This is a genomic window from Brevibacterium antiquum CNRZ 918 (assembly GCF_900169145.1).
In the GTDB taxonomy this organism is placed as follows: domain Bacteria; phylum Actinomycetota; class Actinomycetes; order Actinomycetales; family Brevibacteriaceae; genus Brevibacterium; species Brevibacterium koreense.
The window spans coordinates 153532-178478 of sequence record NZ_FXZD01000008.1 but is presented as its reverse complement, the minus strand read 5'-3'; the positions used below and the strand labels follow the sequence as shown (position 1 = coordinate 178478).

Genomic DNA, 24947 nt, shown 5'->3' with positions numbered 1-24947 from the left:
TCTCAGTGATCGTCTCGTCTGCTGAGAGAGAATCCCGTCGACCCCCAGCGCACCAGCGAGCGGGGAACGAAGCGAGCGATTCGCGCCGCCAGTCCGTAGCTCGCCCCAGGGATCGAGACCACTTTGCCGGCTCGCGCATCGCGCAGGGATGTGGCGACGACCCGCTGCACACTCAGCCAGATCCAACCAGGCCCCGGTCGTTCGACGCCGAGGCGTTCATGGAAACTGGTCCGGATGAAACCAGGCAGTACGACGGTGACCGTCACCGGAGTACCGCGCAGCTCACCGGCGAGTGCCTCGGTGAAGACCAGGGTCGACATCTTCGACGCCGCATACTGCCCCATCGTCGTCAGGGCCGCCATGGATGAGACGTTGATCAGGCCGCCCCTGCCCCTGATCCGCATCTCCTTGACCGCGGCCAGGGAGAGTTCGCGCACCGCTCCGGTGAGCACCATGTCCTGGTCCTCGAGTTCCGAAATCTCTGACTCAAGCAGACCATGCTTGAGTCCATATCCGGCGTTGTTGATCAGCAGATCGATCCGCGAGGTCTCGATCACGGTGCGGACGAGGTCGATGCCGGATCGGGTGGACAGATCGGCCACGACAACCTCGGCGTGGGTGCCGTTCTCGGTTTCGATGCTCGTCGCCAGCTCCCGTAGACGGGCCTCATCGCGGGCCACGAGAACGAGGTCATACTGATCGGCGGCGAGGCTGAGAGCGTAGCCGCGTCCCAGCCCTGAGCTGGCACCGGTGATGAGTGCGCGCGGTCTCGTCACTTCGCGCCTTGGCCCACACGCACCGTCAGCGACTGTGCTGCGGTGCCGATCGGCCCGTTCACGTCGCTGAGGACGCTGGTGGTCGCACCGGCCCCGGTGGGTCCGAACGCCACCTTCGTGTCGAAGCCGACCCAACCGGGTTCAGGGACTCGGGTGAGGTGGATGGTGAGGTCGACGTTGGGGAAGAACGTCATCTTCGGGTCTTCTCTCACGGCCAGACCATTGGCTGTGTCGACGAGCTTCACGAACGCCGCGGTCGCAGGGTCGTCCTCACCGTCGACGAGGGAATACGGGGTCCGGATCCAGGACCGGGCGAAACCGGGCCGGGCATCTGGGAACTGGCCGCCGTCGAGCGAGGCGATGAACCCTCCGCCCCACCGCCCGGTGAATGGAGTGACGGGAGCGTCATCGGGGTCCGGCAGCGTCGGCCACTCGTCGCCGAGGACACTCGCGGTGTCGCTGGGAAGCAGGCGCCAGACCCTGGCGTGGACGCTCGTGCGCTCACCGTGGCGCATGCTGGCCTCAATGAGTTCGATGGTCCGACCAGGTCGGATGACGTTGACGTCGATCGTGAACTCGCCCGAATGGATGACGCCGAGGATGTCGAAGCTGACCCGCGAGACCATCTTGTCCGAGGGCAGTCGGCGTTCGATCTCTGCCAAGACCAGCCCTGCGGCCGGGGCCAGATGCTGCTCGCCCGGCTGCCACGCTCCCTGACTGTGCAGCGTCGAGACGAAGGTCTCCGGTGCCGTGCGCACGTAGTAGGAGTCGGGGCAGGGGGCACCATCGTGGCCGAGGTGTTCGTTGAGTGCTTCAGGCATGACCCCAGATTATCGGTATCGGATCAGCGCCGAGGCGACGGGGCCAGCGAGCGCGCCATCTGGGCTCTTCTGCCTGCTGGCTTCTTCTGCGTGCCGAGGTCCTTCTGGCTGTCGAGCTTGGGCCTGCCGGCAGGACGGCTTAGGGTGGGAGGGTGAGAATCGCGAGCTGGAATGTGAACTCGATCCGCGCCCGACACGACAGAATCGGTGCTTGGCTGGATCGCTCCGACGTCGACGTCCTGACTATCCAGGAACTCAAGTGCAAGGACGAACAGTTCCCGAAGGATCTGTTCACCTCCCGGGGCTATGAGGTCAGCTTCCACGGCCTCAATCAGTGGAATGGCGTGGCAATCGCCTCTCGAGTGGGTCTTGAGGACCCCGAGATAGGCTTCGCAGACATCCCTTCGTTCGGCGAAGAGCCCGTGGTCGAGGCCCGTGCCCTGTCAGCCACCTGCGGCGGAGTCAGAGTATATTCTCTCTATGTTCCCAACGGTCGCGAACTCGACCATCCGCACTACACCTATAAGCTCGAATGGTATCGGGCACTGACCGCCGACATCTCTGCGCAGCTGCGCGATGCTCCTGATAAGAAGCTCGTCCTGTGCGGCGACTTCAATGTCGCACCCTTGGATGAAGACGTCTGGGACATGGAGGAGTTCGACGGAGCCACCCACGTGTCCGAACCCGAGCGCCAGGCCTTCAACACCCTCCTGGGAGCAGGGCTGCGCGAGGTCACCAGGCAGTTCACTCCCGGCCCTGGGGTCTACACCTTCTGGGACTACCAGCGGCTGGCCTTCCCCAAGAAGAAGGGCATGCGCATCGACTTCGAACTCGCCTCACCGTCCTTGGCGGTCCATGCCACTGGTGCGGAGATCGACCGCGAGGAGCGCAAGGGCAAGGGGGCGTCCGATCACGCTCCTGTCATCGTCGACTACGAGGTGTGAGCAGCGGCTTCACCCCACGCCTGCGACCGCACCCCACAGCTGCCTCGGCGATCCCCTGCGGCGATGTCGATCGGTTTTGACGAAACACCACGTCAAAGGTGATCCTGAAGAACATCGAGCCCCTGCTCACTCCCCGAAAAGTCACACAGCCATCGTTGACCACGGGCTGGGTGAAAATCACATAGCCGTCACATTGGCGGCCAGGATTCGCTCACAGAGAGCAGATACATTACTCCGTGGCAGATAGTCCCCTTATCCCCTTAGTCCCATATCGCGTTCCCCGCATCCCCGCATCCAAACGTCCCCACTATGCATGATTGCACTGACCAGGGTGTTCCCGTCCCTCCGACGCCCTCCTTGCCCGACACCGGCGTCTTTCCCGGCGAGCGCACGACGACAGCCCACTCTTTCCCGACTCGCCTCGCCGACTTCGCACCCGAGCTGCCCGTCCCCGTATGGAAGAGTCTGTTCCGGCAGACGTCTGGCCACCTCCTGGCAGGCCAGGCCGTTCTGCAGGGCGCCGACTCAATGGGACGTGACCCCTCGACAGTCGATGCCGACCACTACTCGGATCTCCCCTCCGCAGACGTTCGGACTCAGATCAGATGCCAGGCGCCGGACAGCCCCGAACTGAGGCTTGCCCATCTGCTGTCATTCATGCGCGACATCAACGCCGACACACTCGCAATCGCCGCCGGCGCCATGCCCTACCTGGGTTCGTTCCCCGTTCCAGCTGTTCATGAAGGCTCTGTTCCATTCGACATCGCTGACCTCTCAGCGCATCTGATCGAAGATGGTGTGCTGCTCCCCTCTCTGGACCGCACCGGCCATCACACGATTGCGCCGGTTATGAGAACGATCTTGCGACGGCTCTACGACGCCAGAGATCGACACAGTGAATCACGGTCCCGACGCGCGCTGGGTGCGATAGCCGCCGAGTGGCTGAAGGCCCCGGCCGCCTATCACACCGAGGGCTTCGACGAGGCTCTCCTGCAGGTCGCGGATGCCGGAGACTGGAGCACAATGACAGATCTCTGGGCAAGCCGGGGCCATGGCCTCATGTTCGATCATTTCGACGCGGCGATCGAGGCGTACTCGAAAATCCCCGAGGCCCAAGGACAGAAATCGGCAGTGCTGGCCGAAGCCATGGGCGACTGTCTGCAGGCCGACGAGGTCAGACGGCGCCTCGGAGTCAGCGATGCCCTGACCGTTCTCAACGAGGTCAACTTCGAACATGCCGCAGTCCCGACGCTCGACTCGCAGATGGATCGGATCAAGGACGGCGACTTCACCGTCGATGACATCATGATCATGGCCATCGCAACGATGCGGCGCCAGAAGCTGCTCGGCCAGTCGGGCCAGGGGCTTCAGGTGGCCCGATCGGCCCAGGAACTCATCAGCGACAGCCGGAACTTCCAGTCAGCTCCCAGCCGGCTCTGCGAAGCACGATTCCACCTCGAATGTGGGATCACCACCATGTTCGTCGGCGACCTCACGGCCAGAGCCCAGCTCCATCTGACCATCGGAGAACATAGGACCGCGGCGCAGCTGGCGAACAGAATTCTGTCTCAGAAGTCACTCGATCCGCATGCCAAAGCCACTGCACGGACGATTGAAGCCGCCAGCCTGTTGGGTATGGGAGAACTTGTCGAGTCGGATTCCGCGTTCGTCGACGCCCTCGAGTACTGCCGGATGACTGCCAGTCTCATCCCTGTGGCGCTGGTTCCCAAGTCCCTGCGCGATCAGTTGATCCAGCGCAGTTCCAGCGCTGCCGAGTGGAATCTGATCGCTCCGGTCTTCGCGAACGAACCTGGCTCCGTTGACGAGCCCCATGTCGATGACGCGCACTTCGCCGACGGTTCCATCGGCTGGCCCGGAGGTCCCGGTTCCGCCGAGCAGCTTCGTCAGAGGCTGCGAAGTCTCGGGGAGACACTCCGGATTCGCGCCGGTCATACCCTGCTCAGCCCATCGCAGAGGCAGCTCCTGGCACTGTTGGACGCCCAATCATCGGTGTCCGCGATCGCGGCTGAGCTGAGCCTCGTCGAAGGAACGGTCAAGAACAAACTGTCGAACCTCTATGCGCACCTCGGCGTCCGCAATCGCCGGGATGCACTGGCTCGCGGCTACGAATACGGGTATCTTCCCTCCGTTGGCTGACCCCTGAGCAGCCTCCAGGAGGAGAGCGCGCGTCACTCGCGAGCAAAGCTCCACGAAGAAAGCATGGACATCCACCTCGTCTTCTGGTGAAGTTGAAACAGGAGCTAGGAAGGTGACGAGGATGTCAGCAACAGTCCGCGAACTGGTCGACGAAGCCTACGAGAGGCGCGAGTCGACGTGGAGGGCCGCCCTGGAGACGGTCAACGATTGGGTCGAGGCCGCGTGCTCGGGTTCCGCGCTGTTGTCGGGCGAGAGAGTCACCGTCGGCAGCGGACGCATCAAAGACCGGCTTCGGGCCGGGGAGAAGCTGCGCCGGAAGCTCGCCGATGCCAATGACGAGATCCATGAGGCCGTCGAGGTCGAGAACCAGGTCATCGATGTCGTCGGTGCCCGTGCTGTATGCCGCACCGAGCGTGAGCAGACTGCACTGTGGGACCTCCTCACCGACAGCAATGACGAATCGAACCTCTCCGTCGCCGAGGTGCGAGACTATTCCTCCCAGTCCAAACCCTCCGGTTACCGTGGGCGCCATCTCATCATCGAAGTTCCCTTCGACGCCGAGCCGTCGGTGCTCGTTGAACTGCAGCTGCGCACAGTCATGCAGGATGCGTGGTGCGTGCTCGCCGAGGAACATCTGTTCAAACCCGGTCAGGCATTGAAATCAGATGCCCAGCAGGAGCGGCTCTCCGTCGTCCTCTCCGGGCTTCTGGCCCAGGCCGATGTGGTTGCCGGTTATATCGCCGACGATGTCGGTGCCTATCTGGGAATGGGGAACGCCTCACCGCCCCGGACGGTCACGAACGTCGAGGCCACAGCTGAGGTCCCGTCGATGGAGGTCACCATCCGCGAGCTCAATCATTCCTATGTCCTCGCCGCCGACGAGGTCGGTCGGCACGGGATCATCCGCTTGGAGAACCTGGGACTCACGCCGCAGAATCCCGAGAGATCGGCCTTCCCGAACCGGGGTGACAAACTGCAGGTGACGATGGATGAGTCGAACACCACCCGCTACTTCATCCCGGTCGCTGTGCAACGCTGATTCGCCTCGGCGAACGGGATGCGTCCTCAGTCGCCAGACCGACTAGACTTGTTTTCCATGGGTAAGAAGTCGAAGCGTTCCAAGGAAGAACTCATTGCCAAGCGTTTGGCACGTGCACAGGCCACGGCCTTCGTTGCGCGTCCGTTCGAGGGCCTGCCGTTCGAGGCGGACCTCATCTGCCTGCGGGAGCTGGTGCCGGCGGCGACCGCCTCGGCGAAGCTGAAGGAGGAGTTCGGTGGTCAGGAGATCACCGTCACCTCTCTGCTGCCCGCCGCATGGCAGGCCTGGCACCGTGAGGACGGCCAGATCCTGGCCGGCATGCAGGTCCCGGTGTCCTCCACCGATGCCTCCCGCGATGTCGCTCACGGCATCCTCGCCGCCGTCGAGGCTGCGCCTGGGACCACGATCGAGGCAACCACCGAACCCGGTCAGGGCCCGCGTCTCCAGGACATCCTCGACACCGACCACCCGTTCGACATCCGCGTGCTCGAGACCTTCGAATACTGGAAGCTGCCAGAAGCCGAGACCGACTCCGACGTCGCAGCAGCCCTCGAACAGGCCAACGACTCCATCTCTCCCACGGAGAAGATCGCCTCGGTGAAGTCCGCCTACTGGACCGAGATGTCCGGGCGCACCTACGTTCGCTGGGCTCGTCCCGAGGGCGAGGATTCGATCGTCGACGCTCTCGCGAGCCTGCAGGTCGAGGGCCTCAACGACCTCGGTGGCCCGGGAACATTCCTGGGATACTTCCGCGCGCACGGCATCGTCGTGCCCGTCTGGGAACTCGAGTTCGGCACGCAGGTCGATGACATCGAGGAGCCCATCGCCGAGTTCGGCAAGCGCCTTGACGCGGCTCTGAACTCCGGCGAGTCTCTGACCACCGAAGCACGCCGTGCACGCTCGGGCATCATTGCTCGCCAGCTGACCATCCACTGAGTTCCGTCGCCACGGCCACCGGCGAGTCACGATGCGACTTCGCCGGTGGTGACGGCGGACAGGAGAAGAGTTTCCATGCCCGAACAGTCGAATCCCGCACACCCTGATGCCTCCCCCGCGACTGCTCCGCGCGCGATCGCTGCGGTCATCCCCGCGATGAACGAAGCCGATCGGATCGCTGCGACTGTGAGAAGCACCAAGCAGATTCCCGGTGTCGACATCATCATGGTCGTCGATGACGGTTCCTCCGATGACACCGGCGCCCTAGCTCGCAGGGCCGGCGCCGAGGTGGTCACCCACCGCAAGAACAAGGGCAAGGCTGCGGCCATGATGACCGGCGCGTTCGCGATCCGCAATCGTGAGATCTCCGATGCGGATCCCGACCAGGTCCCGGACCATCGCGCCCTCCTCTTCATCGACGGCGACCTGGAGGATTCAGCACTCAACACGGCCCCGCTCGCCGCACCTGTCCTCGCCGGGGAGGCCGATATGACGATTGCGGTCCTGCCCGCGCAGAAACGCAAGGGCGGCGGATTCGGTTTCGTCGTCGGACTCGCGAAGAAGGGCATCGCCGAACTCAGCGGATTCGAAGCGACCCAGCCCCTGTCGGGAATGCGCTGCCTGAGCCGTGAGGCCTTCGACGCAGCGCTGCCCTTCGCCGCCGGCTGGGGTGTCGAGACGGCCATGACGATCGACGTCGTCAATGCCGGGCTGCGTGTCGAAGAGGTCGAATGCGAGCTGCACCATCGTGTCACGGGCAAGAATCTCAAGGCACAGATGCACCGCGCGGCCCAGTACCGCGACGTCGCGCGTGCCATTGTCACGCGCCGCCTCCATGCAAAGAAGCTGCGCGACAAGAGGCTGCGCGCCCAGAAGGAGTCGTCGAAGTGAGCGCCGATCGCTACGCCTACTTGGGCCCTGAAGCCACATTCACCGAGGCAGCACTTCTGCAGTATCTGGACTCCCACGGCTTGCGCTCGCGTGCTTCAACCCAGCCGATGCGCAACGCAGCCGCGGCCCTGGACTCCGTCCTCGACGGCGACTGTCTGGCGGCGGTCGTCCCGATTGAGAACTCCATCGAGGGCGGTGTTCCCGCCACCATCGACGCCCTGACCGATCACGGTCAGCTCCAGATCGTCGCCGAGGTGGTCGTGCCCGTGCGCTTCGTCCTGGCGGTGAAGCCGGGAACGGACCCGAGCACGCTGACCTCATTCGGTTCCCACCCGCACGGGGAGGCACAGGTGCGCACGTTCATGTCCGCGAACTTCCCCGATGCCGTCTACCTCCCGACCTCCTCGACGGCCGCGGCCGCACGGGACCTGGCCAACGACGCCGCCGACCACGTGGCAGCCGTGTGCCCCGCGCTGGCAGCCGAGCGCTATGGCCTCGAGGTCCTCGCCGATGACATCGGAGAACGCCAGGACGCCGAGACCCGCTTCGTCGTCGTCACTCGTCCCGGTGCCATTCCCGCGCCGACGGGATCCGATAAGACAACAGTCGTGGCCTCACTGCGCTCCGACCGCGCCGGTGCGCTGCTGGATATGCTCGAGCAGTTCGCCACTCGTGGTGTGAACATGTCACGCATCGAATCTCGGCCCACCGGTGACGGGCTCGGGCTCTACCAGTTCTCGATCGACCTGCTGGGCCATGTGCACGAGGCGAGAATGGCTGATGCTCTGCAGGGAGTCCACCGAGTGACCCGAAGCCTGAGGTTCCTCGGCAGCTATCCCAGTGCATCAAAGACCACGGCGCCCCTCGACCCGACGACGACGGACGACTCCTTCACTGCCGCCGCTGACTGGCTTGATTCGACGCTGAACGGCTGAGTCGCGGCCCGTTCGAGCTCGCCAAGTGCGTCTGAGTTCACCCGCACGCGTTGGCTGCCTGACCGGACCGCCTACCCGGACCACCTACCCGGACCGCCTACCCGCCGTGAATGTGGACTCGCGTTCGATATTCCTGCCACCATCGAACGCGAGTCCACATTGATGGCCGCTGTGTGGACGTCAGTTCCCTGTGACGGTCGTTGTCTGGGAACGAACGGTGTTGAACTGCGGCGTGGCCAACCAGAATAAGCCGATGGCATCCCGGGGGGACGCGGCGGACAGTAGTCTGAGTGTGCACGGGTCGCACGGCCCCAAGAATTCGCAGCACCAGGCCCCACCCACACATCGACGAAGGAGTCGCCCATGGGAACCATCTTTCCGACCGCCGCCCCTGACGAGGCTCTCAATTCTGAGGAGCCTCTCACCTGCGACAAAGCTCTTGCCCCCGACGGGACCGAGGCTTACGACGCAATCGTCGTCGGGGCCGGCCTGGCGGGGCTCGTCGCCGCCCATGAACTCAGCCTCGCCGGGAAACGAGTACTCATCCTCGACCAGGAAAATCGGGCCAACCTCGGCGGTCAGGCCTTTTGGTCCCTCGGTGGGCTCTTCCTTGTCGACTCCCCCGAGCAGCGCCGGCTCGGTGTCCACGATTCTCTCGACCTGGCGCGCCAGGATTGGGCCACCTCGGCTGGCTTCGACCGGGACGAGGATCATTGGCCCCGGCAGTGGGCCGAGGCATATCTTGAGTTCGCCGCCGGAGACAAGCGCCGCTACCTGCATGATCTGGGGCTGCGCCTGACGCCGATCGTCGGCTGGGCTGAAAGAGGCGGGTCCGGGTCTTCCGAACATGGGAACTCCGTGCCGAGGTTCCACCTCGCTTGGGGCACCGGCCCCGAAGTGGTCCGGGTCTTCCGCGAACCAGTGGAGCAGGCGGAATCCGCAGGCCTCGTGACGATGGGTTTCCGGCATCGTGTCGATGAGCTCGTCGTCGAGGACGGCGGCAACGGCGATGGTGCCTCGGTTGTCGGGGTTCGCGGGTCGACGCTTGCCCCCAGCCACACCGGCAGAGGGATCGCATCGAACCGCGAGGAGGTCGGAGACTTCGAACTCCGTGCCCCTGCAATCATCGTCACCAGCGGCGGCATCGGACACAATTTCGAACTGATGCGTCAGTACTGGCCGGCCGAGCGCCTCGGCGAGTTCCCGCAGACGATGCTTGCCGGAGTGCCCGCCCATGTCGACGGTCGCATGCTCTCCATTGCCGAGGACGCGGGTGCGAGCCTGATCAATCGGGACCGTATCTGGGCCTATACGGAGGGCATCGAGAACTGGAATCCAGTCTGGCCGAACCACGGGATCCGCATCATTCCGGGGCCCTCGTCACTGTGGTTCGACGCCGAAGGCAATCGCTTCCCCGCGCCGAACTATCCCGGGTTCGACACCAACCGGACCATGAAGACCATTCTGTCGACCGGTCACGACTACTCCTGGTTCGTACTCAACGAGTCGATCATCCGCAAGGAGTTCGCGCTATCGGGTTCGGAGCAGAACCCCGACATCACGAAGAAGGATTGGCGTGTGACACTCGACCGTGTTCGGTCCTCCGATGCGCCCGGCCCGGTCGAAGCATTCAAGCGATTCGGTCCCGACTTCGTCGTCGCCGACACCACCGAAGACCTGGTCACCGGGATGAACGAACGCTCCCGGGGGCCCGTCATCGATCATGACCACCTCGTCGACCAGATCGTCGAACGAGATCGGCAGATGGACCACACGTTCTCCAAGGATGCGCAGGTCCAAGCCATCCACAATGCCAGGAACTACCTCGGCGACAAGATCGTGCGGGTGCAGAAACCGCACAAGATCCTCGACCCGGCCCACGGACCACTCATCGCGGTGCGCCTGAGTCTGCTCTCACGCAAGACCCTAGGCGGATTGGAGACGAACCTCGATGCTCAGGTCATCGGGGCGAGCGGCACACCGATCCCGGGACTCTACGCCGCCGGTGAGGTCACAGGGTTCGGCGGTGGGGGAATGCACGGCTACAACGCGCTGGAGGGGACCTTCCTGGGTGGGTGCATCTTCTCCGGAATGCGCGCTGGACGATCGGTGGCGAGAAGCTCGGGAGCCGGCCGGACCGCATCCGAGGACGAGGCGGCTGAAGTGGATCGAGCGGGGCGCTGACCATGGCTGATACGGATCTCACTGTGCTCGTCACAGGCGGCTCCTCCGGCATCGGTGCCGCACTGGTCAGGATGCTGGCAGACAGAGGTTACACGGTCCTGACGACGAGTCGAGACCCGGAACGGGTCGGGAAGTCCCAGCGGGTCCCCGGCGTGCGTTATCTTCGCCTGGACCTCGCTGATCCCGACAGCGTCGAGGCCCTCGGAAACGAGCTCGCCGAGGTCGACGTTCTCGTCAACAACGCCGGCGAGAGCCAGTCCGGCCCTTTCGAAGAGCTTCCGCCCGAGGCCATCAACCGCCTGTTTCGGACGAATGTCATCGGGCCGGTGCGACTGAGCCAACTCGCCCTGCCCGGCATGCGCAAGCGGCGTCACGGCCGGATCATCATGGTCGGTTCCATGCTCGCAAGCTTCCCCTGGCACATCGCAGCTCCTATGTCGCGTCCAAGGCCGCCCTGCGCGGATTCGCCACGGCCGCGCGCCAAGAGCTCTCACCGTTCGGGGTGTGGGTCAGCGTCGTCGAACCAGGGTCCATCGCCACCGGAATCGGCAACCGGCGGACGAAATATCTCGCCCCCGGCTCCGTCTACACCGACGATGTGACCACGATGCTGGGCCACCTCGACGACAATGAGCGGCGGGGAATCTCGCCCGAGACCGTCGCCGCAGTCATCGTCAAGGCCATCGATACAGCCAGACCCCGCGAATTCTATGCTGTGGGCAGCAGGTCGCCGCTGCCGTTCCTGCTCAAACGGGCACTTCCTCGAAGGGTGGTGTCACGGATCATCGCAGGCCGGCACGGTCTCAACCGATGATGACTGCCAGGCCACGGCGATCGGCTGTTGACCGAGGGCGGCTACTGGAATCGTGACGGCAAGAGGAACTGTGTGGTGGAGATTCCGAGCACTCGCTGCTGACGAGTGAGATTGTACGTGCGATCGTGCTGCAGGTACTCGACGAAGAACAGCTCCGCCCTATTGCCCTGATGGAAGAACGTCTTGATCTTCAACCCCAACTTCGCGGTGAACAGTGCCTTGTCCTTCGCGATCGCTTCGATGACGACAGGTTCGTACTCCATACGGGCGAAGTGAGTGGAGACCGCATCCTTGAGTTTGTAGGGAGTCGGATCGCCGATGTTGAACGGGCCCGAGGCCGAAGGCACATCGACGCAGGCGATCGCCGCTCGCACCAGGTTGTCGATGTGGGTCAGGGTGATCTTCTGCCTGCCGCGGCCGGGAAGTCGCAGGACTCCCTTCCTTGCCACTCGGCTCAGGTGCGGCATCAGCATGGTCTCGCCGGGACCGTAGACCGCGGCTGGCCGAAGGATGGCAGCGTCGGGGCGGATCCGCGTCACGAGCTGCTCTGCCAGAGCATGTGTCTTCGAATAGGCGTCATGGAAATCGTTGGGGTCCTTGGGGCCGGCTTCTTCCCACAGGTCCACGTGAGGCTTGTTCGGGGAGTAGACCGTCGTGGAGGAGATGTGCACGATGCGCGCCTTCGCGAATGCGTCGAGCACGTTCCGGGTCCCGGTGACCTTGACCGAGTACAGCTCATCATCGTCGGCGCTGACCTCGGCGATGCCTGCACAGTGGAAGACCGCTGAGGTCTTCGACGCCAGGGATTTCACTGCTTCGGAGGCGGGTTCGGTGAGGTCCCAGGCCTGGAAATTCACACCCGGGATCTCCGGATCGCGTCGTCCCAAGGCGTAGACGGTCTCATCTCTGGCCGTCAGGGCACGGGCGATGGCGCCACCGATGAAGCCGCTGGCTCCGGTCACGATTACCGCCACGTCTGATCCTCCATCATCGTCTGCAGCGTCTCATCCGGTTCATCCGAACGAGTACACAGTCATAGGAAATCACACTGTCAGTCCCGATGCTGCCACTGAGGTTCTCTTCTGTGCAGAAATGCGTCGATGCCCTCCTGCGCGTCGGCCGCGACGGCATTGCGCGCCATCACCTCCGACATGTGCGCATAGGCGTCTCCCAGGGGCAGATCACGCTGTTCGTAGAACGCTGCTTTGCCTACTGCCACTGTAGCCGACGAGGCTGACGCGACCTTCCGCGCCAGCTCCACGGTCGAGGTCTCCAGCTCGTCATCGGCAACCACATCGGAGACCAATCCGAACGTCAGCGCATCTCCAGCGCTGAGGAAGTCTCCGGTCAGCAGCATCCGCATCGCAGTCTTCGCCGGCACCGCCCGAGTCAGCGCCACCATGGGCGTGGAGCAGAACAGACCGATCTTCACCCCCGGTGTGGCGAAGCGAGCCGAGTGCGCCGCCACCGCCAGGTCGCAGCTGGCGACAAGCTGGCAGCCGGCTGCGGTCGCCACACCTTGGACCTGTGCAATGACCGGCTGCGGGATCGACTGAATCAGCTGCATGAGTTCAGAGCAGAGCGCGAAGGTCTCCTGCTGCGATTCCAGCTCGGCCCCACGGATCTCCTTGAGATCATGGCCGGAACTGAAGACATGTCCTGCGGTGGCCAGGATCACTGCACGGACATCGGTGCGCTGCCCCACCTCGGCGAGGGTGCCGATGAGCTCATTCATCACCGACCGCGACAGCGCATTGCGAGTCTCCGGCTCGTTGATCGAAATCATCGCGACTGCGTCGTCGGCCACAGACAATACAATTGAGTCAGACATAACAGTATTCTGCCAAAGTATCGTTGGTCCGGCGCGGAAACCTGGCATCGATTTCCTTCGAGGTCCTGACCTGGCGCCCCTCGTGGAGACGATGCTGACTGACATCGATGCCGTTGTTCGAGCGCGCAGCACATGCCACCCATACCGAGGAGACGGCCATGACCACCCTGCTGATGATCATCGGATTCGGTGCCGCGACCAGCGTGGTCGTGGGCTTGGGCCAGAAGCTGCGCCTCCCCTGGCCTGCACTCATGGTGGTCATCGGCATCGCCGGCGCATTCATCCCCACATTCGCGCAGATCACCATCGACCCCGAACTCATCCTGCCCCTGTTCCTGCCGCCCCTCCTGTTCGCGGCCGCCCAGAAGACATCCTGGGCTCTCTTCGCCATCCGCTGGCGCACGATCCTGGGCATGGCGGTCGCGCTCGTCGGCGTCACGGTGGCGGCCGTGGCCGGAACCGCGGTCCTCCTCATCCCCGGGATCACCATCGCCGCCGCGGTGGCGCTGGGAGCAATGCTCGCCCCACCCGACCCCGTCGCCGTCGATGCGGTCGCAGGAACCGTGTCGATACCTCGGCGGATCATGTCCACGCTGCAAAGCGAGGGGCTGTTCAACGATGCCGCGTCCCTCGTGATCTTCCAGACCGCGATGGCGGCGGCCATGTCCGGCACCGAGGTGGACTTCGGACAGCTGGCCCTGTCCTTCCTCATCTCCGCGGCCATCGCCATCACCATCGGCCTCGTCGTGGTATTCATCGTGTGGTCGGTGATGGAGAAGATCGATCATACGATCGCCCGCTCCTCGCTGATGCTGATGCTGCCCTTCGGCGTCTACCTCATCGCCGAACATTTCCACGCCAGCGGAGTCGTCGCCGTGGTCGTGGCCGCACTCGAGGTGCGCCGACGCGATGTCGAGGGCAATTCAGCCGAACGTGTCACCCAGGCCTCGACGTGGCAGGTCCTCGAGATGCTCATCACCGGCATCGCCTTCGGGCTCATCGGCCTCGACCTGCGCATGGTCGTCGAAACCGAGCAGACCGGGCTCGGAGAAGCCGTGCTCGTGGGGCTCGCCATCGCTGGCGTCATCATCGCGGTGAGGTTCGGCTGGCTGCTCATCGGGACCGTGCTCGAGAACAGGCGGAAGGACGAGGACCCGGACGCAGCACCGTTGAATGTCAGGGATGCCATGCTGATGACCTGGGGCGGGATGCGCGGATTGGCCACCATTGCGCTGGCGTTGTCGATTCCTGCAACCACCGCGACCGGAGAGCCGTTCCCCGGCCGCTCCTCCATCCTCGTCGCGGCCGCCGTGATCCTACTGGTGACTCTGGTCCTGGCCGGCCTCACCTTCCCCACCATCGTCACCATCCTCGGCATCGACGACGAGGCGCAGAAGGAGCGTGAGGATTCGGCGGAGATCGCGCGTCGTGCGTACAAGGCCGCGATCGACCAGATCAAGAATGACGACAGCCTGCCCGAGGAGGTGGCTGAACCTCTGCGCGCACGCTTCAAGGTCCTCTACTCGCAGCTGCTGGGAACCTCGGACGACCAGGTCAGTTCGGAGCAGGCCACAACGCTGAGGGAGCACCGCGAGGCGATGGTGAAGGTGCAGACCAAGGCACTGCAGTCCGCCCGCACGGAAGTGCTCAAGGCCCGACGCGAACGCGGCACCGACCCGGAGATCGCCGACAGAGTGCTGCGCCGCTTCGATCTCCAATCCGTGCTGCTGAGGTGACGCGTGTACTCCTGAGCTGACGCCTGCCGGGCTTCACCGTAATGACACATGCCGGGCTTCACCGTGGTGATGTGCGCGCCGAACGGCTCGGGTTCTCTCGCTTTTCAAAGTTGAGTGGAATAGACTCAACTTTATCGGTGTTGAACTCTTCGAGATCAATTCCTGTACACGGAACAGTTGCGAAGAACACTTGTGAAGGAGATGCGCATGGACGCACAGTTGACAACCAAATCACGCGAGACGGTTCAGTCCGCGATGAATGACGTCGTGGCTCGGCGAAACAATCAGATCGAGCCCGTCCACCTGGTCGCGGCTCTGCTGGAGCAGCCGGACTCACTGGCCTCAAACCTGGTGACAAAGGTCGGCGCCGACCCGAAGTCCGTTCTGGATTCGGTCCGCTCGACCATCGATGGCTTCCCCACCGTCAGCGGTCAGACCGTGTCCCAGCCGGGGCTGTCGCGTTCCGGACTCGAGATGATGAACCTCGCGCAGGAGGAGATGACCAGCCTCGGCGATCAGTTCGTGTCCACGGAGCACCTGCTGCTCGCGGCCGCCGCGGGTCAGGACGGAGCCGGTGAGGCGCTGCGCCGCGCCGGCGCCGGCCGCGACGCTCTGCTGGCTGCGCTGCCCGAACTGCGCGGGGGAAAGAAGGTCACCTCGGAGAACCCCGAGGACACGATGCAGTCGCTGGAGAAGTACGGCCTCGACCTCACAGCCACCGCGCGTGAGGGCAAACTCGACCCGGTCATCGGTCGTGACAAGGAGATCCGGCGGGTCATCCAGGTCCTCTCGCGGCGGACGAAGAACAACCCCGTCCTCATCGGCGACCCCGGCGTCGGCAAGACCGCCGTGGTCGAAGGCTTGGCCCAGCGGATCGTGGCCGGTGACGTGCCTGAGTCCCTGCGCGACAAGACGCTGATCAGCCTGGACCTGTCCGCAATGGTGGCCGGGGCGAAGTACCGGGGCGAATTCGAGGAGAGGTTCAAGGCCGTCCTCGAGGAGATCAAGAACGCCGATGGCCAGGTCATCACCTTCATCGATGAGCTCCATACCGTCGTCGGCGCCGGCGCCACCGGAGACTCCGCTATGGACGCGGGCAATATGCTCAAGCCGATGCTCGCCCGCGGTGAACTGCGCCTCGTCGGCGCGACCACACTCGACGAGTATCGCGAGAACATCGAGAAGGATCCGGCCCTGGAACGCAGGTTCCAGCAGGTCTACGTGGGCGAACCCAGCGTCGAGGACACGGTCGCGATCCTGCGTGGGCTCAAGGAACGCTACGAGGCCCACCACAAGGTCTCGATCAACGACGGAGCACTCGTCGCCGCGGCCACCATGTCCAATCGCTACATCACCGGCCGTCAGCTGCCGGACAAGGCCATCGACCTCGTCGACGAAGCCGCGTCCCGTCTGCGCATGGAGATCGACTCGGCACCCGTCGAGATCGATGAGCTTCGGCGTGCGGTGGATCGGCTGAAAATGGAGGACATGGCCCTGTCCAAGGAAACGGACACGGCCTCGAAGGAGCGCCTCGGCGCCCTGCGTGCCGATCTTGCCGATCGGGAGGAGGAGCTGCACGCCCTCGAGGCCACCTGGGAATCCCAGAGGGCTGGTCTCAACCGGGTCGGCGAGCTCAAGGAGAAGCTCGACGAGCTGCGCTCTCAGGCTGACAAGGCTCAGCGCGACACGGATCTGGAAACGGCCTCGCGTCTGCTCTACGGGGAGATCCCTGCCGTGCAGAAGGAGATCGACCTCGCCGAGGCGGAGGAAGCCAACGCCGAGACCGAGACCGATCCGATGGTCAGTGATCGTGTCTCGAGCAATGACATCGCCGAGGTCGTCTCCTCCTGGACGGGCATCCCGGCCGGACGCCTGATGCAGGGCGAGATCGAGAAGCTGCTGGGCGCCGAGGATGTGCTGGGCAAGCGTCTCATCGGCCAGAAGAGCGCCGTGGCCACGGTGTCCGATGCGATCCGTCGTTCACGTGCCGGCATCGCCGACCCGGACCGTCCGACGGGCTCGTTCCTGTTCCTCGGCCCCACCGGCGTGGGCAAGACCGAGCTCGCGAAGTCCCTCGCGGACTTCCTCTTCGACGATGAGAAGGCCCTGATCCGCATTGATATGAGCGAGTATGGCGAGAAGCACACCGTCTCACGTCTCGTCGGCGCCCCTCCGGGCTACGTCGGCTACGACGAGGGCGGCCAGCTCACCGAGGCTGTGCGCCGTCGCCCCTACTCCGTCGTCCTCCTCGACGAGGTGGAAAAGGCACACCCGAGTGTCTTCGACATCCTGCTGCAGGTTCTTGACGATGGTCGTCTCACCGATGGTCAGGGGCGCACAGTCGACTTCCGGAACACGATTCTGATTCTGACCTCGAACCTGGGTTCGCAGTTCCTCGTCGATCAGTCTCTGAGTGTCGAGGAGCAGAAGGATGCTGTGTTGGGCGTCGTGCATTCGACGTTCAAGCCCGAGTTCCTCAACCGTCTTGACGACATCGTGCTCTTCGACGCCCTGAGCACGGAGGAGCTGTCCTCCATCGTCGACCTGCAGATCCAGCGTCTGGCGTCTCGCCTGACCGAACGCCGGATCACGCTCGAGGTCACGGATGCCGCCGAGGATTGGCTCGCGCTCGAGGGCTACGATCCTGCGTTCGGCGCCCGCCCCCTGCGCAGGCTGGTCCAGCGCGAGATCGGAGACAAACTGGCCCGCGCTCTGCTGTCCGGCGACGTGGTCGACGGCGATGACATCGTCATCGGTCTGCCCGAGGATCCGGAGTCCAAAGGCCTGGAGCTGCGCCCGAAGCGATAGTCCGCCCCAAACGGTACGGGCCCCATCGAAGTTTCAGAGCTCTGCTTTAAAGCGGAGCTCTGAAACTTCGATGGGGCCCTTTCCCTGCGAGCTCAGGAAACAACGGCTCGTGCGGCGCGCAGGCGACTAGCGCGAGGCATTCGCCTTCGTGCGTTCCAAGCCTTCGGAGGTCGATCTCCACCAGCGACTCACCAGCTTGTGGAGCTTTTCGAAGCTGCGATCGCGGATGAAGATGGCATCGACGGCGATCATCGTCAGCGAGAACCAGGGCAGTCCCATCAGCAGGGCGATTCCCAGGTGGAAGGAGAGGATGCCCAACAGGCCCACAATTCGCGTGTACCTGTTGAACAGCATGAACGGGAACGCGCACTGGAACAGGACCGAGCCCCAGGAGATGGCCACGACCATCGGGCCCCAGGCGGTCAGCAGGTCTGAGAGCACCGGCCAGGTTCCGAACTGTTGAGTGTGCAGCGGGTTGTACACTGCGAATCCGTGCTGCCAAGCGGCACCACCGGCCTTGTACAGACCACCCGACATGTAGATCGCACAGACCTGGAAGGCCAGCACGACGATCGCTAAGTTGTTGGCCATGATGAGGGCCCAGCGATAGCTGCCTCCGTCGGTTTCCGGGAACTCCGGGTTCTGCTGTCTCTTGCGCTTGGCATCCAAGGACCACCGCCGGGTGGTGTCGGCGAAGAGCATCGCGATCATGAACATGCGATACGCATTGTCGCCCTGATCGCCAGCACCGTCGTTGAGCTCGATGAAGCTCACCCACAGGACCAGATAGAACGGCAGAACGATGCGAGTCCGCCATCCGAGGATGATGACGACGGCGAGAATGGCCAGACCGATGATCATGGCGGTGAACAACGGCGGGTTGGTCACCGCACGGTGGAAGACAGAGAACAGCCAGATGTTCGGGAAGTCGCTCTTGGGGTCAGCGATCTCCCCGTTCCAGGCGCTGCCCACGCCGAAGGCATAGTGCCGGGCGCTGAAGTTCGTCAGCAGCAGGCCGAGTCCGGTCAGGCCGATGAGGATACGGGTCACCGCGAGACCGTACGTTGCGTGATAGCGACCGATGAGCATCTCCTCAAGCCAGTCCCAGCCGCGCGAGATGCTCCCCAGGACGCGGGAAGCGACTGGAATGCGCTCGTTCGGATCCGCTGCCGAATAGGAGGTCACCCCGGACTTCGACTCCTGCACGCCGATCTCTTCACCCTTGACCCGGGTGTTCTTGTCACTGCTCATCTGCACACCTCACTTTGTCGGAGGCACAGAAGTACTCGGCGAACTCCACATCGGACTGGTGCGGTTCGGCCACCAGTGCTCGCCAGCCGACCGGCACCGGCTGGATGTTCGGCCGTTTCGCATCGTCGTTGTTGCGCTGTGCAAACGGCACAACATTCTGTCGGGCTGCCTGGTACTGGACGCGCTGGACGTCCTCACCCCAGATCGCTCTGGCCACCTGTGTCGCATAGGCCGTGGCCAGATGTTCGCTCTCCAGGTATCCGTCGACAGCACCGTCGGGATCTTCGTAGTCCCCCAGCTTCGTCGTCAGCCGGTCGACAGAGTCATCACCCTTGAAGTAGTCGAGCTTGACGATCGCCTTCTGGTCGTTGGGCAGGTCCTCCCACGATCCCTTGATGTCGGAGGCGACCCCGACGCCCAGACCGGCCGAGCGAGGAGGGAAGAGCTTGTAGGTCGAATGATCGAGTTCAACATCCGTGGCGCGCACCCAATCCGTGACCTCTTCACCGCCCTCGGCAGTCTTCACGACCGCGCGGACATCGAAGTAGTAGTCGCCGTTGATCGGCTCGGGAGCGAATACACTCCACGACTGACCCCACAGCGGAATCATGTACTCGGAGAGAAGGTCCCCGGGGATCACCTCTCGCGCCGTCGACGACGGAGCGATCCAGAGGAAGCTTGCGAGCAGATGAAAGGCTGTCAGCAGCATGGCCACAACCATCAGCGCGCGCTTGACGACCGACCGTCTGGCGGACTTCGTCTCAGTCTTGTCTGTATCCATCTCAGTCCTGGAGTCTGGTGCGCCACTTTGCGAAATCCGCCGTGACCAGAAGTGGACTGCTCAGGATCTCCCCAGTGACTAGGGTGCATTCATACAGACTCCAGGGTACGTCAGTGAATCCGGAAGTTCAGCCCGAGCAGCCCTGGTGTTTCACGAACCCAACCTGCCAGAACTTCCGGCAGAACGTCCGACAGAACGCCTGCCGGAACGTCCGGCAGAACGTCTGGCAGAACTTCCGTGCAGCAACACTGGGTCTGACTCCGAGCATGACCCCGGTAGTGACGGTGAAATGACTGCCCTCAGCGCTGGCTGCGCAACCAGTCCTTGACCACCTCGGTGCTGTCCCCCAGCTGTGGCGGAGCGAGATCGTAGCTCGGCGGAGTCTCGGACAAGCGGATCGGATTGGCCACCGTTGGGATCACCCGATCCCCGGCCCCCGCCTCGGCGACGGGCTCAAGACCCAGCGAGGTCGCCAGGTCGACACCCTGGGCGATCGTGTTGATCGGAGCACACGGAAGACCGGCAGCAGTCAGGATGTCGAACCATTCCTGGTTCGTCTTCTCACTCAGCGCGGCGATGAGTTCCGGTTCGAGTTCGCCACGGTTCTCGTTGCGGTCGGAGAAGTTCGCGAAGCGTGCATCCTCAGCCCACTCGGGATGGCCCAGCACCGCTGCCAGTGAACGGAACTGGTTGTCGTTGCCGACAGCGATGATGATCTGCCCCTCGGCCGTGGGCATCGGCTGGTAGGGGTACAGGCTCGGGTGGGCGTTGCCCATTGCCTGCGGGACGACACCCCCGGCCACATATGCCGAGGTCTGGTTCGCCAGCCCAGACAGTGCCGAGGACAGGAGGTTCGTCTCCACCAGCTGCCCCTCGCCGGTGTCCTTGCGGTGGGCCAGTGCCGCGAGGATTCCGACCGTGGTGTGCAGACCGGTGAACACGTCAACGACCGCCACGCCAGCCTTCACCGGACCCGACTCCTGCGACCCTGTGACGCTCATGAAGCCGGACAGTCCCTGGATCAGCAGATCGTAGCCGGGTTGCGGGTTGTCACGCCCGAACCCGGTCACCGAGGCGTAGATGACGCCCGGATTCTGAATCTTGACGGTGTCATAGTCGAGCCCGTACTTTGCCAATCCACCGGCCTTGAAGTTCTCCACGAGGATGTCGGCCCGCCTAGCCAGCTCCTGCGCCAGGGCCAGCTCCCCCTCGTCTTTGAAATCGAGGACCACGGAGTGCTTGTTTCGGTTCGCCGTGAGGAAATACGTCGCATCATCGCCTCGCCGAGGTGGCGCCCAGTGCCGTGTATCGTCGCCGGTCCGTCCCTCGACCTTGATGACCGTGGCGCCGAGGTCGGCAAGCATCATCGTCGCGTAGGGCCCCGCCAACACACGTGAGAAGTCAGCGACGACCACTCCCGCCAACGGACCGGTCCCAGACCGACCGAACAATTCCTGCAGATCCTGCTGTTCCACGTGCTGCCTCCCATGGCGCGTTCGAGCCCTGATACCCAAGCGTTGTGTCTTCCACGCCAGACTATACGGACTTCTCCCACCCCGTCCGGGTAGGTGCGGAATCCGTTGACCCCCAGGAGCCGAACCTCGCTACACTCGGGACAAGCCAACTGCCGCCTGCAGCACTGGGGAGAAAGTTCACGGCGGCGTGCAGCCCACCAGGCCACGAGGCTCAACAGTCGCTCAGACACGAAGGGATGAACGATGACGTTTCACATGCCCGCGGAAACAGCTGCCCACGATCGCATCTGGATGGCGTTCCCGTCCTCCGGCTATGCCCTGGGGGAGACCGAGGAAGACGCCGAGGCGGCTCGCCGCACTTGGGCCGCGGTGGCCCGTGCCACCAGCGAGTTCACTCCGGTGACTGTGGTCGTCTCGACGTCGCAGACGGACAATGCCCGCCGCCACCTCGGCGAGGGCATCAACCACCCGATCACTGTGGTCAATGCCGAACTCGACGATGCCTGGATGCGCGACATCGGTCCGAGCTTCGTCGTTGACGACGATGGCGCACTGCACGCGGTGGACTGGGTGTTCAACGGCTGGGGCGCCCAGGAGTGGGCGACATGGGATCATGATCAGCACATCGGCCGCTTCGTCGCGAACCAGGCAGGAGTCCCCATCATCGATTCCCAGCTGCGCAATGAAGGCGGCGGCATCCACGTCGACGGGCAGGGCACCGTGCTGGCCACGCGCAGCGTGCAGTTGGATCCGGGCCGCAACCCCGACCTGACCGAGGCCGACGTGGAAGCCGAATTCGCCCGCACGGTCGGGGCGAAGAAAGTCATCTGGCTCGAGCACGGCCTCCACCGCGACAATCAGACCTTCGGCACCCGCGGCCACGTCGACATCGTCGCGGCCATGCCCAGCCCGGGCGTCATCCTCATCCACGATCAGCGCAATCCCGAGCACCCGGACTTCGAATTCAGTCAGGCGCTCAAGACCCAGTTCACCGCCGAGACCACTGCCGAGGGGCAGCCCTTCGACGTCGTGACGATCCCCGCACCCGAAGCACTGCGCGATGATGAGGGGTGGGTCGACTACTCCTACGTCAACCACCTCGTGACCAATGACGGGGTCATCGCCTGCACCTTCGACGATCCGATGGACGCCGAGGCGGTCTCCGTGCTCGAGAAGGTGTACCCGGGACGCAAGGTCGTCGGCGTCGATGCTCGCGAACTCTATGCCCGGGGCGGCGGAATCCACTGCATCACCCAGCAGCAGCCCACAGTGGGCTGATCACCGAAGAACTGTCTCTTCTCCCCCAAACCTGAGACTGTATTCTTTCACTGAGGAACCATCTGCAGTATATGGTGGTGAACCAGGACACAGTGCCGATGCGCACGACCGTCGATCATCGTCGGTCTGTGCACTCACACGTGTTGCATGCAGTCACGGCAAGCTGAGAAGGAGAGCAGGAAAATGAAGAAGCGATTGATTCTCCTGGCTGGTCTGGGAGTCGGTTACGTACTCGGATCACGCACCGGACGTCAGAGCTACGAGAAGCTTAAGGCCCAGGCACAGGATCTCTGGACCGACCCGCGAGTGCAGGACACCGTTGAGAAGGCCAACCAGTCGATCCGCGACAAGTCCCCGGCCGTCGCCGATGCCGTCCAGACGGCAGCCGACAAGGTCAACTCCGCAGCGGGGACAGGTGCGACAGGCACAGGAGCCACCGGAGCTGGTGCAGACGCCACGGACAGCAAGTCCACTGGCACTGCAGGCAGCAAGCCCACGGGCGCTGCGGAGGCCAAGGACGATGTCATCGCTGACCCCATGCGCGACATCGACGATGAAGGCCCTGCCGGACTCACTGAAGACGCCTGAGGCTCTCACACCTGAGGCTCTCACCTGCACCGCTCGAGGGTTGTTGCCCACGGCGGCTGAACCGCTTGACGGCTGACCCGCGATCGCAGGCAGCAGGTGACAACGCTCCCGCACACTGATCCAGGGTGCGGGAGCGTTGTCATGTCCGGCGCAGTACGCCACGAGCCCTCACCAACGTGACTAGAGCAGTGAGCTCGTGAGTCTGGCGACGTTCTCCACATATTTGTGCAGCAGCGGCCGATCGTTCCAACGTTCGGCGTCGAGCTCGACGGAGTTCGGAGCGTAGCGCTGCGCTTCGAGGTCGTACATCCGCTGGGTGAATTCCCTATCGACGATGAACATGGTGACCTCCATGTTCATCGCGAACGATCGCTCATCCATGTTCGACGACCCGATGATCGACACTTCATCATCGATGAGGAGGAACTTCGAATGCAGGACGGTCGGGGCGTGGTACAAGAAAATTCTGACGCCGGCTCGCACCAGATCGGCGTAATAGGACTGTTGGGCCCGCTGCGTGAGCCAATGGTCGCTCGTCTCTCCCACATACAGGCGCACGTCGACTCCGGACCGGGCCTCAGTCGTGAGCGCGTGCATGAGCGATTCGTCGGGCACGAAGTACGGTGAGCAGACGACGACGCTGCGGTTCGCGTTGTAGATGAGGTGGTTGAACAAGCGCAGGTTGTTCTCATCCTCGAACCCAGGTCCCGACGGCACCACCTGCGCCTGGATACCACCGTTCTGCGGTGCTTGGGGTTCTCTCCGTGAGGGTTCGTCGAAGAACTCCCCCGTCTCCGAATACCAGTCCGTGACGAAGACTGCATCGAGTTCATCGACGACTGGGCCGGTGCACTTCAGCGACAGATCCTTCCATTGGAAGCCCTTCCTCCGGTTGCGCCGCTTGTTATACGACCGGTCGATGATGTTCTGTGATCCGGTGAAGGCAAGGACTCCATCGACGACGAGGATCTTCCGGTGATTGCGCAGATCGGGTCGCTGGTACTCGCCCTTCCAGGGGCGGATCGGCAGGGCCCGGCGCCACGCCACTCCCGAGGAGTTGAGCCTCTTGACCAGCTCCGAGTAGCCCGGATATCCCAGTGAGCCCAGATGATCGATGAGGATTCGGACCTCCACCCCACGCTCGTGCGCTGCCAACAGCGATTCGAGGAGCCGCCTCGTCGTGTCATCGATGGCGACGATGTAGAACTCGAAGTGGACGAACCTCGTGGCCGCGTCGATCTGGTCGGCCATCGCCTCCATGCATGCGTGGTTGTCGGTGTGGAGTTCGAAGGAGTTGCCGTGCGTCATCGGCAGTGCGCCCAGATCGTAGTTCAGCTGCGCTGCCGTCCTCAGTGGTTCCGGCATGTGGGCCGAGTCGCCGATGATCGCCTGATCATCGGTCTGGTCCCGGAAGACGTCGTTGACGAGCACCTGTTTGTCCCGCCGCCGCTTCGGGAGCTTGGAGGAGCCGAGCAGCAGGAACGCGAGAATTCCGACGTAGGGGATGAGGAAAATCGCGAGCAGCCACCCGAGTGCGACCGAGGGTCTGCGGTTGTGCGGAATCCAGCCCAACGCGACGATGCGGATGATCATGTCGATCGCCAGGAGTGTGAATATCAGCCAGTTGGGCCACGCCTGGTCGATCGTGAAGAAAGGATAGCTCTCCAATCCGCTCATTTCCGCACTCTTCCGGTCTGCGGGC

The 24947-nt window shown here is 63.7% G+C and carries 20 protein-coding genes and 1 pseudogene; 13 read left to right on the top strand and 8 right to left on the bottom strand.

What is annotated here, in order from left to right; all coding sequences use genetic code 11:
* Window positions 1–2: 2 nt before the first annotated feature.
* Both BANT918_RS12775 and BANT918_RS12770 read right to left on the bottom strand, forming a co-directional pair.
* Window positions 3–776, bottom strand: coding sequence for an SDR family NAD(P)-dependent oxidoreductase (locus tag BANT918_RS12775; RefSeq protein ID WP_101620605.1), 774 nt, complete (start codon window positions 774–776; stop codon window positions 3–5).
* Window positions 773–1597: a thioesterase family protein gene (locus tag BANT918_RS12770; protein ID WP_101620604.1), complete on the bottom strand. Its 825-nt coding sequence runs from the start codon at window positions 1595–1597 to the stop codon at window positions 773–775. The genes BANT918_RS12775 and BANT918_RS12770 overlap by 4 nt, the downstream gene beginning before the upstream one ends.
* Window positions 1598–1749: 152 nt before the next feature.
* Between BANT918_RS12770 and BANT918_RS12765 the strand changes: the two genes are divergently transcribed.
* The 9 genes and pseudogenes from BANT918_RS12765 (at window position 1750) to BANT918_RS17785 (ending at window position 11497) form a co-directional block, all read left to right on the top strand.
* A complete protein-coding gene (locus tag BANT918_RS12765; RefSeq protein ID WP_101620603.1) occupies window positions 1750–2541 on the top strand; it encodes an exodeoxyribonuclease III in 792 nt (263 codons plus the stop codon).
* 309 nt (window positions 2542–2850) lie between these two features.
* Window positions 2851–4698 carry a response regulator transcription factor gene (locus BANT918_RS12760; RefSeq protein WP_101620602.1) on the top strand — a complete coding sequence of 616 codons (1848 nt, stop codon included), beginning with the start codon at window positions 2851–2853 and terminating at the stop codon, window positions 4696–4698.
* 121 nt (window positions 4699–4819) lie between these two features.
* On the top strand, window positions 4820–5737 hold the full coding sequence (locus BANT918_RS12755) for a GTP pyrophosphokinase (protein ID WP_101620601.1): 918 nt from the start codon (window positions 4820–4822) through the stop codon (window positions 5735–5737).
* 57 nt (window positions 5738–5794) lie between these two features.
* Window positions 5795–6673, top strand: a complete 879-nt coding sequence (locus tag BANT918_RS12750) for a DUF5926 family protein (protein WP_101620600.1) — start codon at window positions 5795–5797, stop codon at window positions 6671–6673.
* A gap of 75 nt (window positions 6674–6748) precedes the next feature.
* The gene (locus tag BANT918_RS12745; RefSeq protein WP_101620599.1) at window positions 6749–7564 is read left to right on the top strand and encodes a glycosyltransferase family 2 protein; all 816 of its coding nucleotides are present in this window, start codon (window positions 6749–6751) and stop codon (window positions 7562–7564) included.
* Window positions 7561–8499 (top strand): prephenate dehydratase, encoded by a 939-nt coding sequence (gene pheA / locus BANT918_RS12740; RefSeq protein ID WP_101620598.1) that lies wholly within the window; start codon window positions 7561–7563, stop codon window positions 8497–8499. The genes BANT918_RS12745 and pheA overlap by 4 nt, the downstream gene beginning before the upstream one ends.
* Window positions 8500–8862: 363 nt before the next feature.
* Complete coding sequence (locus BANT918_RS12735) at window positions 8863–10683, top strand: FAD-binding dehydrogenase (protein ID WP_233429475.1); 1821 nt, start codon at window positions 8863–8865, stop codon at window positions 10681–10683.
* 2 nt (window positions 10684–10685) lie between these two features.
* A pseudogene (locus BANT918_RS12730) lies at window positions 10686–11182 on the top strand (SDR family NAD(P)-dependent oxidoreductase); the annotation flags it as partial.
* Between the two features lie 99 nt (window positions 11183–11281).
* Window positions 11282–11497 carry a hypothetical protein gene (locus BANT918_RS17785; RefSeq protein WP_233429473.1) on the top strand — a complete coding sequence of 72 codons (216 nt, stop codon included), beginning with the start codon at window positions 11282–11284 and terminating at the stop codon, window positions 11495–11497.
* A 41-nt stretch (window positions 11498–11538) separates the two neighbouring features.
* Here BANT918_RS17785 and BANT918_RS12725 read toward each other — a convergent pair whose 3' ends face one another.
* Both BANT918_RS12725 and BANT918_RS12720 read right to left on the bottom strand, forming a co-directional pair.
* Window positions 11539–12471 (bottom strand): NAD-dependent epimerase/dehydratase family protein, encoded by a 933-nt coding sequence (locus tag BANT918_RS12725; protein WP_101620597.1) that lies wholly within the window; start codon window positions 12469–12471, stop codon window positions 11539–11541.
* Between the two features lie 77 nt (window positions 12472–12548).
* A complete protein-coding gene (locus BANT918_RS12720) occupies window positions 12549–13328 on the bottom strand; it encodes an enoyl-CoA hydratase (RefSeq protein ID WP_101620596.1) in 780 nt (259 codons plus the stop codon).
* Between the two features lie 158 nt (window positions 13329–13486).
* Here BANT918_RS12720 and BANT918_RS12715 point away from each other — a divergent pair, with 158 nt between their 5' ends.
* Together BANT918_RS12715 and clpB are read left to right on the top strand one after the other, a co-directional pair.
* On the top strand, window positions 13487–15064 hold the full coding sequence (locus tag BANT918_RS12715; protein ID WP_101620631.1) for a Na+/H+ antiporter: 1578 nt from the start codon (window positions 13487–13489) through the stop codon (window positions 15062–15064).
* A 207-nt stretch (window positions 15065–15271) separates the two neighbouring features.
* Window positions 15272–17872 carry an ATP-dependent chaperone ClpB gene (clpB, locus tag BANT918_RS12710; protein ID WP_101620595.1) on the top strand — a complete coding sequence of 867 codons (2601 nt, stop codon included), beginning with the start codon at window positions 15272–15274 and terminating at the stop codon, window positions 17870–17872.
* Between the two features lie 126 nt (window positions 17873–17998).
* Here the strand turns inward: clpB and BANT918_RS12705 are convergent, their stop codons facing one another.
* From BANT918_RS12705 to BANT918_RS12695, 3 genes are all read right to left on the bottom strand, one after another.
* The gene (locus BANT918_RS12705) at window positions 17999–19123 is read right to left on the bottom strand and encodes an HTTM domain-containing protein (protein ID WP_101620594.1); all 1125 of its coding nucleotides are present in this window, start codon (window positions 19121–19123) and stop codon (window positions 17999–18001) included.
* Complete coding sequence (locus BANT918_RS12700) at window positions 19113–19904, bottom strand: DUF5819 family protein (RefSeq protein ID WP_101620593.1); 792 nt, start codon at window positions 19902–19904, stop codon at window positions 19113–19115. The genes BANT918_RS12705 and BANT918_RS12700 overlap by 11 nt, the downstream gene beginning before the upstream one ends.
* Window positions 19905–20203: 299 nt before the next feature.
* Window positions 20204–21379, bottom strand: a complete 1176-nt coding sequence (locus BANT918_RS12695) for a CaiB/BaiF CoA transferase family protein (RefSeq protein ID WP_101620592.1) — start codon at window positions 21377–21379, stop codon at window positions 20204–20206.
* A 255-nt stretch (window positions 21380–21634) separates the two neighbouring features.
* On the opposite strand from BANT918_RS12695, the gene BANT918_RS12690 reads away from it, so the two are divergent.
* On the top strand, window positions 21635–22657 hold the full coding sequence (locus BANT918_RS12690) for an agmatine deiminase family protein (protein ID WP_208618108.1): 1023 nt from the start codon (window positions 21635–21637) through the stop codon (window positions 22655–22657).
* 183 nt (window positions 22658–22840) lie between these two features.
* On the top strand, window positions 22841–23245 hold the full coding sequence (locus BANT918_RS12685; RefSeq protein WP_101620590.1) for a hypothetical protein: 405 nt from the start codon (window positions 22841–22843) through the stop codon (window positions 23243–23245).
* Window positions 23246–23425: 180 nt separating this feature from the next.
* On the opposite strand, the gene cls is transcribed toward BANT918_RS12685, so the two are convergent.
* Window positions 23426–24922, bottom strand: a complete 1497-nt coding sequence (gene cls, locus BANT918_RS12680; RefSeq protein ID WP_101620589.1) for a cardiolipin synthase — start codon at window positions 24920–24922, stop codon at window positions 23426–23428.
* Window positions 24923–24947 lie beyond the last annotated feature (25 nt).